A 12053-nucleotide genomic window follows, 5' to 3' on the forward strand; every position below is an offset into this window, starting at 1 on the left:
TCTAGTAAGCAATAAATGGGAGATATAGTAACGGGACTTCAGCTGGCAGACCAGCATTTATTTACTTTCTTAAATGGTTTAAACACTCCATCAATGGATGTGTTTATGTCTTGGATAACTGCCAGAAACACTTGGATTCCTTTTTACTTCATATTGATTATTTTCATATGGAGGAAATTTGCTATTAAGCAAGCCATCATTTATATCCTGTACTTAGTAGCGGCTGTAGGGCTAGCAGATTTTGTTACTTCGGGTCTTATGAAGCCTTTTTTTGAAAGACCTAGACCATGTCATAATGAAGCTTTAGATACTATCATTCATTTGGTAGGAGGTTGTGGAGGGGCTTTTGGTTTTGCTTCTTCACACGCGGCTAACTCTTTTGCTCTTTTTGGAGGTATATTCTTTGTTTTTAGGGATTATAAATTATTTACTAAACTAATGCTCTTTTGGGCAATTTTAGTCTCTTACAGTCGTATCTATGTGGGTGTGCATTATCCAGGAGATGTATTAGTTGGTGCATTTTTTGGTTTTATGATAAGCTTATCCTTATATTTCTTTTTGAAAACGATGCTAATAAAACAATTAACGGAATGAAAAGACTAATTCTTATCTTGGCAATTTTTGCAATTTCTTGTACGGCTTACGCTCAAAAAATAACAGATGGTACATGGTTTAATGAAGAAAAAACAAGCCGAATTAAATTTCATATGGAAGGCGACAAGCTTTATGGGAAAATAGTTTGGATTAAAGAACCTAACATTGATGGTAAACCCAAATTAGATGTAAATAATCCGAAAGTTGATTTAACCACTAAACCATTGATGGGTTTATCGGTATTGAAAGGTTTTAATAAAGCGGGTGAGTATGTGTGGGAGGATGGAACGGTATATGACCCGAGAAACGGTAAAACTTATTCTTGTATCATCACGGAAAAAGGCAAAGACAAATTAGATATGAGGGGTTATATAGGAATCTCTGTTATAGGAAGAAGTTCCGTTTTAATCAGGGCAACCAATTAAAATATTCTAGAGATATTAAAAATGCCGATGTGAATTTCACATCGGCATTTTTGCTTTTAAGTAGATATTTTCAATTAGAATGCGTCTCCAAGACCATCGTCAAAATATCTACTGCTTATTTCATCGGTGTCCTCATCTTCGTTTGAGGCTCCTGCTATCTTTTTCAAAATGTTGATTTGCCCAGAATGGTAAATGTCATGATGAATAATTCCATTTATAAGTGTGAAGTAGTCGTATTCAGATCCTGGTACAATCTCACTAAGGAAATCGTCGTTTACCTTGTCTAATTCTTTTATCAATTCATCTTGGCTAAGACTTAATTCCATTAAAAGCGTTTCCAGTTCAAATTGGTCGATTTTAGGAGCGGAACCAAAGTTCTTTTTTTCGTTGTCAATTTGATAATCGGAATCGCCTTGAAGTCTTTTTATGGTAAAAATTCTCCAGCTGGTGATATGATAAATGAGCTCAGCCGCAGTATGTACGGTAGGCGTTTTAAAGCTGGCTTCGTGAGGTGTGATGTTTTTTACAGCCTCTAGCACTGACGGACCGTGCCAAGCACCGCCATGAAACCCTGCGTTCAATAAGGTTTTAATTCTCTCGACGAGAATGCTATTTTCGTTCTGTTCTTCCATTTAAAATTTCATTAATCCCACAATACCCATATCATGCCTAAATGGTAGGTGTCGTGTTGTGTCATACCAGTTAAAAGTTTATAAAAATCGTAATGTTCTCCAGGAACTCTACGACTTAATAAATCGTCGTTTTGTTCTTCTAAAATGTTAACCAGAGAGGTTTGGGTATCCTTAAAAAGTTGGATAAGGTTACTCCAGTTAGCTTGTGATGTCATTTCTTGAGTACCCCAGTTATCTTCTTCCGTTTCTAAGGTGTAATGAATATTATCATTTAATTTCTCAATGATAAACTTCCTCCACGCCACTAAGTGGTAGGTTAATTCTGCAATGGTTCTTTTAGAAAATCCGTGTTTTTGGTCTACTACTTTTTCTGGTAAACTGTTAAGCATTTCCAAAACAGAAGGCCCATGCCAAGCATCGCCTCTAAAAACGGTCTCTAAATTATCAACTATCTTTTCTAATTCTTTATTCATGAAGTACCTTATATTTCAGGTCAAGACAAAATTGACAAAAAAAATGGAAGGAAGGAAATTCTTTTAATAACTATCTTATCAGCTTGTTGATATCTTTTTGAGATTTGAGCTTAGACACTATACGATCTCCACCATCTCCCCAGTTTTTACCGACAGGTCGCAAGCAAATGCCACTTTTAAACTGTTTACGGCATCATTGATATGGTCCGTTAAATCCAAGTCTTTTTGGATGGCTTTTAAAAAGTATTGCTGTTCTCTTTTGCATAATTCTTGATGGTCTGGTTCATCATCAAGGAATATCCATTCATCCTTTTTTGTGAAGTTGTTTTCTTCGTCAATATCGGCATAGTGTACCTTGAGCGACTGCGTTCTACTGTGGGAGTCAATATCATCAGATTTTCCAGAACTGGCAGCTTCTTTGGCTAAAATAGAGACACAGCCCTTCGGTCCTATCACGTCTTTTACAAAGAATGCGGTTTCGCTCATCATTGGCCCCCAGCCAGCCTCATACCAGCCCACAGAGCCGTCTTCAAATCTTATTTGTAGCTGTCCATAGTTATAATTCCATTCTGGAACATCATCGGTAAGTCTGGCTCCTATGGCCGAAACTTTGACAGGCTTAGACTGTGTCATCAAACACATAATGTCAATATAATGCACCGCACAATCTACTATAGGGCTAAGGCTTTTCATAAGGTTTCTATGTACATCCCACATGTAGCCGTGGCTTTGTTGATTGAGGTTCATTCTCATTACCAATGGTTTACCCATTGTTCTGGAAATCTCAACAAACTTTTCCCAAGAAGGGTGAACCCGCAAGATATAACCAACTACCAGTTTTTTGTTCTTCTTTTTTGCCAGTTCAGCTACCCTGATAGAGCCTTCTACGCTATCTGCTAATGGTTTTTCTATAAACACATGGCAGTCTGCTTCTAAAGCCGCTGTGGCATAGGTTTCATGTGTGTCTGGGTATGTGGAAATACTTACAGCATCTGGGTTTGTGATTTTTAAAGCCTCATAATAGTCTTCATATAGGGGATAATCGGAAGCTAAGCTTTCGTTTAATTTGACTTTACTATCTCCTCTTGATACGATACCACAAATCTCAAATTCGGGCATATCGTGATAGGCTTTGGCATGAGATGCACCCATGTTTCCGGCACCTACAACTAATATTTTTATTTTGCTCATGAGTAATTAAGATTGCTAATAATTTGAAGTCGTCTGCGAATTCTAATGTATAATTAGAAAGTATTTTGGTAAAAAGAAAAGCCCGAAGATTATTTCTTCGGGCTTTAAGGGGAATTAACCTAAAAGCTTGATTTATGCTTTATAGGTAACTTCTTTTACTGCTTTTATTACTCTTTCTACATTTGGTAATGTAGCTTCAATAAGCGTAGGGGCGTAGTTTAATGGAATATCCATGCTATTTACCCTAATTACTGGAGCATCAAGGTAATCAAAAGCATTACGCTGCAAATGATAAGAAATTTCTGAAGAAATCGCCGCCAATGGAGGTCCTTCTTCTACCACTACACACCTATTTGTTCTCTTAACAGACTCCACGATAGTCGCATAATCTATAGGTCTTACAGTTCTTAAATCTATAACTTCCGCACTAATTCCTTGTTTTTTTAATTCTTCTACGGCAGGCATAACCACTCTTGGGAGCATTTTTCCAAAAGTAACGATGGTTACATCAGTACCTTTTTCTACCACTTTGGCTTTGCCAATTGGGATTAAATATTCTCCTTCTGGCACCTCACCTTTATCGCCATACATTTGCTCCGACTCCATGAAGATGACAGGGTCATTATCTCTGATGGCGGATTTTAATAAACCTTTAGCATCATAAGGGTTTGACGGTATAACTACTTTTAGTCCTGGAGTGTTGGCATACCAATTTTCAAAATTGGAAGAGTGCTGAGCTCCTAGCTGACCTGCACTACCTGTAGGTCCTCTAAAAACTATAGGGCAAGAGTACTGTCCACCAGACATTGACATGATTTTGGCGGCGGCATTTATAATTTGATCTATAGCCACTAAAGAGAAGTTAAAGGTCATAAACTCCACTATAGGTCTTAAACCGTTTATACCAGCTCCTACAGCTATGCCAGAAAAACCTAACTCGGCAATAGGGGTATCTAATACTCTATCTGGTCCAAATTCGTCTAGCATTCCTTGGCTAGCTTTGTAGGCACCATTATATTCAGCTACTTCCTCACCTAAAAGAAAAACGTCTTTATCTCTACGCATTTCTTCCGACATGGCCTCTTTTATAGCATCTCTGAATTGAATTTCTCTCATCTTTTGGCTTAAATCGTTTTATTTAGACAGCTTCTTGCTTCTATTGGAGCTGCGAAATTAGCCAAGGAAAGTTAAATATGGAAGCATAATTTTATGTAATTCTAAATTGTACCGTACAACCTTTTTTAGTTTTAAGGCATTATATAGACAAATAGAATCAAAATTGATTTTGCTGAAAACTATAGAACTTCTAAAGAGCAATAACGAAAAAGCTCAAAAAGAGGTCTTTGAGAGATATAGTGATGTACTTTTTGCTTTGGCAAAACGGTACATGGGCGACGCCATGGCCGCTGAGGATATGGTTGTAAATGCCTTTATGTCAATATTTAAAGCAGCAAAAAATGGGAATTTTGAGAATCAAAGAAGTTTTGAAGCTTGGATAAAGAGAATCGTTGTTAATGAATGTCTATCAGAACTTAGAAGAAAAAGCTCTTTTCAAATGCTGCCGCAAAGCGTTGCAGAGAATTTGGCATTAGAACCTGATGTATTAAAACAAATGGCTTTTAATGAAATCTTAGAATTGGTGGCTCATTTGCCGCCAGGCTATAGAACCGTGTTTAATATGTATGTCATGGAGGGGTATTCGCATAAGGAAATAGCAGAAGAACTTAAGATTTCTGAAGGGACATCTAAGTCGCAGCTAAGCCATGCAAAGAAAATGTTGAGAAATAAAATTACAAATATCTATGGAAAGGAAACTAGATTCAGATATTGAAGAAATAAGGAATATTCTTCAAGACAGAGTTTCTGAGGTAGCGTGGAATAAAGCCGCTGTTTGGTCTAAAATAGAGCAAGAGACTCAAAAAAAGAAGCGATTCGCATTTTGGCCGATAGGCTTGGCAGCTTCTGTGGCTGCAATTAGCATTTTACTGTTTTGGCGTTTTGACCATCAAGAAACTAAGGCAATTTCTGATGTGACGGCGAATTCTATTATCCATTTAAATGTGGAAAGCAATGATGTTTTAGTGTCAGAAGACGTGAAGCCTGAAATGGATTTAGAAGCTCCATTGGCATTCGCGGAAAACGGTATGATAAAGTCACAAACTAAGAAAAGGAATGATAATGGATTTAAGAATGCAGTGAATTTGAGCACTTTGAAACCTATTGTGGATTTAAAAATGGAAAGTTTTGTGGAACCAGAGCCTAGAGCCTTGGCTTCGGTAGCGGTAGTCCATACGAAATTTCCAAATTTGGAGGCTGTAAAGCCAATAGAAGACGTTAACACAAAAAGTGGTATGTCCGGTAAAAAAATAACATTAGTGATTCCAGAAGAAGATAAAATGTTGGTTACTTCTGATGTCAAGGTGGTTCGTTTTATTCAGAAAGTGGGAGAATATAACAGGACTGGGGAATGGGAATCTGAAGAGAAAAAGACCATAGGGAAGCTTTGGGCTAAATTTGTGGAATCCACCAAAACGGAAACGAAAACCAAACTTTAAACCATGAAGAAAATATTATTCGTATTGCTTTTTCTATGGTCAGGGAAGGTCATATGCCAGTCAGACACACTTCAGGTAATTATTGGGAATAGTTCTGAATTGATTTTCATTGCAAAGGACCCGAGTGCTTATGACGATTTGAAAAACTATGACTTCAATAAAATGCTTTTGGAAATGAAGCAGAAATTGGACGACAGTCAGACAAAAAGGGCCTTTTTGAAAGATAATTCTAGAGAGCGGTACCTTTTGAAAGAAAAGAAAACGCTTTCTAAGTATTATATGAACTACTATTTGGGTTTTAATTTTGCAGAAGATTATGAGATTTTTAATGCGAGTTTAATTTCCACCTTATTAAACGCTTATACTGGAAATCAGTCTAATACGCTTTTTAATAATGTTAGCGGTCAAGAAGCTTACGTTATAAAAGTTTTTCAGTCACCCTATTTAGCAGCTTCTGCCAATCGCCATCTTGAATTATATAAATCTGGGCACAGTTCCATTTTACTTAAAGGAGGCTTAGAGGCATTTTTTAGTTTTGAGAAATTTGGTAAAGCCAAAGGGAATTTTGATTCTAATGTTTCTAATCTAGTGAAACAGAGTGGCTCTGACTTTCCTTTTTCACCCAACTATCGTCAAGATACCTTGGCTTCTGGTTCATTTGTTTCCAATTCTGACAATATATTATGGGAATATTCTGACGGACAGCGTGGAACTCAAGCTTTTACTACTGTGCCATATAATGTGGTGAAAGCAGGCTTTAATTTTAAACTAGTGCCTACGGTGATTATAAATGATAATACGGAAAGAAGAGTGGTTTCTCTTGGTTTTGGGCCAACAGTAGGAATAAATGTGGTAGGTAATTCCATTACAAAAATAAAAGACGATATTCCGACTACGCCGATAGTGGTTGGTGGAGTCAGTACCTTACCATTTAGGTATGGTTTGGTAGGCGAATTGGGCATTGGAGGCATTACGATATTCGCCCAAATGGTTCAAAATAAAGTTCAAAATCAGGAATTAGAGGTCATACAAAATACGAGTATTGCGGGTTCTTCCAGTCAGGCGAATAGGAAATATATGACACAGGTGTTTTCGTTTGGATTAAAGTTTGGCAAATAAATACTGTAAAATATTTTGGGTGATTTAACTTTGCGTCATGCAGATCACTTCGCTTTATATTTATCCTATCAAATCTTTATCAGGAATAAGCCTAAGTAAGAGTTTATTGACAGCTAGGGGGCTAGAATTTGATAGAAGGTGGGTGCTAGTGGATGAAAACAACTATCATATTACTCAAAGAGAAATGCCCGAAATGGTGCATTTAAAAACCATTATTGAACATAATGGTATAAGGGTTTCGGATGATAGAACTGGAAATGCCGTACTGGTGCCGTTTCAATCTGAAGATATTCCCACTCCAAAGGAGGCCATCAAAGTATGGGACGATGTTTTTGATGCTCTAGAAGTTTCTCCAAGTATTAGTCAATGGTTTTCTGAGGTGCTATTGAAAAAGGTCAAGCTCATGTTTCAGCCTGAAAGCTCAAGGAGAAAAGTTGACCTTAAATATGCTATCAGTGGGAATGAAATCGTAAGTAATGCAGACGGATATCCTATCTTAATGATAAGTGAGGCTAGTTTAGCAGATTTGAACGGTAGATTAGAAAGTCCTGTGGAGATGTTGAGGTTTAGGCCCAATATTGTTATTTCCGGCGTTAAGCCTTTTGAGGAAGATGCTTTAAGAGCATTAAACATAGGAGAAACTCAAATTATAGGCGTGAAAAACTGTGCTAGATGTATTATGGTGACCAACAAACTAGATGGCTCAGAAAGAGACAAGGAACCCTTGAAAACGCTTGCCCAGTATAGGAGAGAAGGCAAAAAGGTTCTGTTTGGCAGAAACTTTGTAATAGCCAAAGAGGGAGAAATAGAATTAGGTATGAATATTATTCCCTCAGAAACGTGTTAAAGAAAGCTTTTCATTTTTTTAATCTTCTCAGTTTAAACGTGGTTTTGGGAGCCATGCTCAGCTCTATGATATTCTGGAAATTACCAGATGGAAATGGACAGATTGATTTTCCTTCCATACTTCTTTTGGGTATTTCTACTTGGATTATTTACATCTTAGATAGACTGTTAGACTTGAAAGTTTATCCAGAAAACCCTTCGGAAAGGCATCGGTTTCATGCAGAGCATCAATTCAACCTATCTGTTTTGGTGGTAGTGCTAACCTTAATAGCTAGTGTATTATGTTTTTTTATTCCAAAAGCAGTTTTTTGGTACGGTTGCATACTTTCGGCCTGTTTGGTACTTTATTTTTTCATTTTGAATAAAATATTGAAAACGAATAAAATGCAATGGTTAAAGGAACCAACTACGGCCATTTGTTATTGTTTGGCAGTAATAGGAATAGCCTACGTAGAGCATTCTTCTATTAATCTCAGTGGGTGGATATTGGCTTTTATGTTTTTCCTAATTGCTTCACAAAACCTTCTAATTTTTTCCTATTTTGAAGGTTTTTCAAAGAAAGCGTCCGACAATACAGTTGATTTTTTTGGTCAAAAAACTACCGTAAGAATCGTCCGTATTTTAGGCTTTGTAGTCTTGTTTTTAGCCATTTTCTTATTCTCAGGTGGTTGGGATTATATACATCAAGTTGGCTTATTATTAGCGATAATGAGTCAGATAATCTCTTTTATGCCTGCCAAACAAGAGCTCTTTTTAGAGCAAGACCGTTACCGATGGGTGGGCGATGGTGTTTTCTTGCTTCCTATTGTTTTACTTTTTCTTTGATTTCTGGTTTATAGTAGGCTTAATTTTGGGTTTGGATGGTTTATTTTTATCTTCTTCCATTTTTTTTAAGCCTCTTCTGTATAGGTATATTAAGAAACCAGCAATAGAAAACATGAGAAAGAAATAGCAGTCTTTAAAATCCACATCTTTGTAAATAAACTGGTCTACCCAGATAACGATGAGTCCAAGGCTACCAAAAAGAAGGAAAGTGTCTAGATACTTTTTCATTACTAAAATTAAAATTTCAAAATATTAAATCTGGTTGGCGTCATAAATAACGCTTTGCAAAAATAACACGACAAAGGAATTAAGTTCTAAAATTAATAGGGAGATGATGTTTAGAATAAGTTTATTCTTCTAGCTGCCCTACTTTAACGAATTTTTCAAAAACAGATGCCGTATGTGGAGCATCGGCCAATTCTTCTGTGAGATCTTGACCCGCCCAGTGCTCATAATGCTTACCGTTTTTCCATAGTCTGGAGCTAGTTACGTCATAAATGATGCCGTTAAAGGCCACCCAGACTTCATCTTTATCTTGTCCGTTTCTTAAAGCCAGTTGTTGTTTTTTGTATTTCTTTAAAGCATCCATTGAAGAGGAAATGTCGTATTTTAAGTAGACAACAAGTTTTAGCTTATTAAGTTTGAAATAATTGGCAAAAAAATTGTGCTTTGCACTATTAAGAAATAATTTCGCATATATTTAAAAATCGAAAATTAAACGATTGAATGAAAAGAACAAGCAGTCTTTTAGCAGTAGCAGTGATGTTGGTTAGTTTTACTTTTTCTTGTAAAGAGAAGATAAGCCCCATCTCTGAGAGAATCGCAAAGGTTTGGGTAGCAAGGAATGTGGTTGAAAACAGTTCAACAGTTTATTCTTCTGGAGGAAGTTCGAATTTAAAGCCGGGCTATTCTGCCTACAGACTTAACCTTTCTTCTCCACCGCAAGCTTCTATAACAGAGATAGGTGGTCAGACTTTTACGGGTACTTATGCCGTTCAGGGAGAAAGTACTTTGGTGATTTCTGGAATTTCACCAGAGCCAACAGGAACAGGAGGGACATTGACTTTTACGATAAATAGTATTTCAGAGGACGGTTCAGAGTTTGTTATTACGATGAACGACATATATCCTAAAACAGGGAATACCACGAATAGGTATACACTTATACCACAATAAAAAACTTTATTTAAAAACTAAGGTGGGCAATTAGCCTGCCTTTTTTTGTTTATTCTAATCGAAAATGGAAAGAACGGAACTAGGAGATTTAGGAGAGTTTGGCTTGATAGACAGGCTGAAAGAGAAAGTTAAAATTTATCAACCTTCAACCATCTTTGGAATTGGAGATGATGCGGCCGTTATTGATTCTGGTACGCACTACACCTTGATTTCTACAGATATGTTGGTAGAAGGCGTTCATTTTGACCTTTCATACACCCCCTTAAAACATTTAGGTTATAAGGCCGTGGCCGTAAATGTGTCGGATATAGCTGCCATGAATGGTATACCTAAACAGGTTACCGTTAGTATTTCGCTTAGTAATCGTTTTTCGGTTGAAGCCGTAGAGGAGATCTATGCGGGAATTAACGCCGCTTGCGAGAATTATAAAGTAGATTTAGTAGGCGGAGATACCACTTCTTCTAGGTCTGGATTGGTGCTTTCTGTTACTGCAGTGGGTGAAGTGGCTAAAGAGGCTATTGCTTACAGAAGCGGAGCCAAGCCTAACGACGTGCTTTGTGCCACGGGTGATTTGGGAGCAGCATACTTAGGTTTGCAGGTTTTGGAGAGAGAAAAGCAGGTTTTTCTTGATAATCCAGAAATGAAGCCCGAATTAAGTGAGTACGAGTACATCGTAGGAAGGCAATTGAGGCCTGAAGGTAGAACTGATATTATCCATGATTTAAAAGAAAAAGGGATTGTACCTTCCAGTATGATCGATATTTCTGATGGATTGGCATCTGAGGTATTACACCTTAGTAAAAGCTCTGGTGTAGGCTTGACGGTTTTTGTAGATAATATTCCAATTGAGAATAAGACTTTGACAACAGCTAATGAATTTAATATCAGTCCAATAACCGTAGTGATGAATGGTGGAGAGGATTATGAACTATTGATGACGGTCAGTCAGGCGGATTATGAAAAGGTTAAAGCTATTCCAGAAATTACTCCGATAGGTTTCGTTACTGAGGATAAAAGCAATATTTTAGTCACAAACTCTGGCGAGAAAGTTCAGATTACTGCTCAAGGATGGAATCATTTTCAAGACAAAAAGTAACTTTATTATTCATTACATCTATTTGTTTCTTCTTAGGTTCATGCAGAATCTCTGAATCGAATGAAGCATTAGAAAACGCCCTAGAGGAAATTAAATCCTCTTATACACCAGATCAACGAACCGCTGTATTTACTTATGAGATCATAAATGATTCTCTTAAAGGGCAAACTGACAATGTTATTGTCAGCCAAAAGGTTAAAGATTTATTAAAAGGTGCTGGCATTACCAATGCCTTAGAAAAACTACCTTCTGAAGGCTTAAAGTCAGATACTTTGGCATATATCAATGTATCTGTTGGTAATATTAGAGCTAAGGCTCAAGAATCTTCAGAGTTATCTACACAGGCCCTTTTGGGTACGCCACTAAGAGTTTTGGAGAAGTCGGGATATTGGTATCGGGTTCAAACACCTGATGCGTATATAGGTTTCATAGAAAGCTCTGCTATTTCATTTGAAAACTTTTTTGACACAGATGAGGATAAGATACTTTACACAGAGCCTTTTGGTTTTAGTTATGCATCCGAGAAGGGAAGCGGTGCAAAAGTTTCGGATATCACTTTTGGTAATATTTTCAAACTTTTGAATAAGGGAAGTCAATACTCAAGAATTCAATATCCTGATGGAAGGATAGCTTATTTGCCACATCATCATTTGAAATCTTTATCAGACTTCGTCCATAATACTAAGCCTGAAAATGCACCTGATGGAAGTAAAGAATTGATGGGTGTGCCTTATTTATGGGGCGGTACCAGCTGGAAAGGTGTAGACTGCAGTGGGTTCACAAGGACCTCATTTTTGATGAATGGAATTTATCTCCCTAGAGATGCTTCTCAGCAGGCTTTGATTGGTGATGAAATTGATACTGAAAACGGTTTCGAAAATCTGATAAAAGGTGATCTTCTTTTTTTTGGACGACAGTCTGATAAAGGCCCTAAGGTTACTCATGTAGCCATATATCTTGGAGATTTAGACTTTATTCATTCTTCGGGCATGGTTAAAAATGGGAGCTTTAATCCTAAATCGGAGTTTTATGATGACTTTAATCTCAATAGGTTTCTGTTCGCTAAAAGAATTATTGGAAGTAATAATACAAGATATCTAAACCCAAAAACATTCTATTAA

At 37.0% G+C, this 12053-nt stretch carries 16 protein-coding genes; 10 read left to right on the forward strand and 6 right to left on the reverse strand.

Features of this window, described 5'->3' with window-relative positions; translation table 11 throughout:
• The first annotated feature begins 15 nt into the window (after positions 1-15).
• Together ACSBFT_RS01840 and ACSBFT_RS01845 are read left to right on the forward strand one after the other, a co-directional pair.
• On the forward strand, positions 16-594 hold the full coding sequence (locus ACSBFT_RS01840) for a phosphatase PAP2 family protein (protein WP_463044344.1): 579 nt from the start codon (positions 16-18) through the stop codon (positions 592-594).
• Positions 591-1019 carry a DUF2147 domain-containing protein gene (locus ACSBFT_RS01845; RefSeq protein WP_463044345.1) on the forward strand — a complete coding sequence of 143 codons (429 nt, stop codon included), beginning with the start codon at positions 591-593 and terminating at the stop codon, positions 1017-1019. Before ACSBFT_RS01840 ends, ACSBFT_RS01845 begins: the two co-directional genes overlap by 4 nt.
• Before the next feature lie 74 nt (positions 1020-1093).
• Here the strand turns inward: ACSBFT_RS01845 and ACSBFT_RS01850 are convergent, their stop codons facing one another.
• The 4 genes from ACSBFT_RS01850 to ACSBFT_RS01865 form a co-directional block, all read right to left on the reverse strand.
• A complete protein-coding gene (locus ACSBFT_RS01850) occupies positions 1094-1651 on the reverse strand; it encodes a DinB family protein (protein ID WP_463044346.1) in 558 nt (185 codons plus the stop codon).
• Between the two features lie 11 nt (positions 1652-1662).
• Positions 1663-2124, reverse strand: a complete 462-nt coding sequence (locus tag ACSBFT_RS01855) for a DinB family protein (protein WP_463044347.1) — start codon at positions 2122-2124, stop codon at positions 1663-1665.
• Between the two features lie 117 nt (positions 2125-2241).
• Positions 2242-3315 (reverse strand): Gfo/Idh/MocA family protein, encoded by a 1074-nt coding sequence (locus tag ACSBFT_RS01860; RefSeq protein WP_489603115.1) that lies wholly within the window; start codon positions 3313-3315, stop codon positions 2242-2244.
• Between the two features lie 132 nt (positions 3316-3447).
• On the reverse strand, positions 3448-4431 hold the full coding sequence (locus ACSBFT_RS01865) for a pyruvate dehydrogenase complex E1 component subunit beta (RefSeq protein WP_463044349.1): 984 nt from the start codon (positions 4429-4431) through the stop codon (positions 3448-3450).
• 169 nt (positions 4432-4600) lie between these two features.
• Here ACSBFT_RS01865 and ACSBFT_RS01870 point away from each other — a divergent pair, with 169 nt between their 5' ends.
• Genes ACSBFT_RS01870 through ACSBFT_RS01890 form a run of 5 tightly spaced genes read left to right on the forward strand, consistent with a single transcriptional unit; the run spans position 4601 to position 8660 of the window.
• Positions 4601-5146 carry an RNA polymerase sigma factor gene (locus ACSBFT_RS01870; RefSeq protein ID WP_463044350.1) on the forward strand — a complete coding sequence of 182 codons (546 nt, stop codon included), beginning with the start codon at positions 4601-4603 and terminating at the stop codon, positions 5144-5146.
• Positions 5118-5870, forward strand: a complete 753-nt coding sequence (locus tag ACSBFT_RS01875; RefSeq protein ID WP_489603116.1) for a hypothetical protein — start codon at positions 5118-5120, stop codon at positions 5868-5870. Before ACSBFT_RS01870 ends, ACSBFT_RS01875 begins: the two co-directional genes overlap by 29 nt.
• Before the next feature lie 3 nt (positions 5871-5873).
• The gene (locus ACSBFT_RS01880) at positions 5874-6989 is read left to right on the forward strand and encodes a hypothetical protein (RefSeq protein ID WP_489603117.1); all 1116 of its coding nucleotides are present in this window, start codon (positions 5874-5876) and stop codon (positions 6987-6989) included.
• A 37-nt stretch (positions 6990-7026) separates the two neighbouring features.
• On the forward strand, positions 7027-7836 hold the full coding sequence (locus tag ACSBFT_RS01885; protein WP_489603118.1) for an MOSC domain-containing protein: 810 nt from the start codon (positions 7027-7029) through the stop codon (positions 7834-7836).
• Positions 7830-8660 (forward strand): hypothetical protein, encoded by an 831-nt coding sequence (locus ACSBFT_RS01890; RefSeq protein ID WP_489603119.1) that lies wholly within the window; start codon positions 7830-7832, stop codon positions 8658-8660. Before ACSBFT_RS01885 ends, ACSBFT_RS01890 begins: the two co-directional genes overlap by 7 nt.
• On the opposite strand, the gene ACSBFT_RS01895 is transcribed toward ACSBFT_RS01890, so the two are convergent.
• Positions 8646-8888, reverse strand: coding sequence for a hypothetical protein (locus tag ACSBFT_RS01895; protein WP_463044355.1), 243 nt, complete (start codon positions 8886-8888; stop codon positions 8646-8648). The genes ACSBFT_RS01890 and ACSBFT_RS01895 overlap by 15 nt on opposite strands.
• A 121-nt stretch (positions 8889-9009) precedes the next feature.
• On the reverse strand, positions 9010-9249 hold the full coding sequence (locus ACSBFT_RS01900) for a cytochrome b5 domain-containing protein (protein WP_489603121.1): 240 nt from the start codon (positions 9247-9249) through the stop codon (positions 9010-9012).
• Between the two features lie 137 nt (positions 9250-9386).
• Here ACSBFT_RS01900 and ACSBFT_RS01905 point away from each other — a divergent pair, with 137 nt between their 5' ends.
• The 3 genes from ACSBFT_RS01905 to ACSBFT_RS01915 all read left to right on the forward strand — a co-directional run bounded on the left by ACSBFT_RS01905 (position 9387) and on the right by ACSBFT_RS01915 (position 12053).
• Positions 9387-9836: a hypothetical protein gene (locus ACSBFT_RS01905; protein ID WP_463044357.1), complete on the forward strand. Its 450-nt coding sequence runs from the start codon at positions 9387-9389 to the stop codon at positions 9834-9836.
• A gap of 64 nt (positions 9837-9900) precedes the next feature.
• Entirely contained in the window at positions 9901-10932 is a 1032-nt protein-coding gene (gene thiL / locus ACSBFT_RS01910) for a thiamine-phosphate kinase (protein ID WP_463044358.1), read from the forward strand.
• Positions 10905-12053 carry a C40 family peptidase gene (locus ACSBFT_RS01915; RefSeq protein WP_489603124.1) on the forward strand — a complete coding sequence of 383 codons (1149 nt, stop codon included), beginning with the start codon at positions 10905-10907 and terminating at the stop codon, positions 12051-12053. Before thiL ends, ACSBFT_RS01915 begins: the two co-directional genes overlap by 28 nt.

The sequence above is a fragment of the Arcticibacterium sp. SM2516 genome (assembly GCF_057914865.1).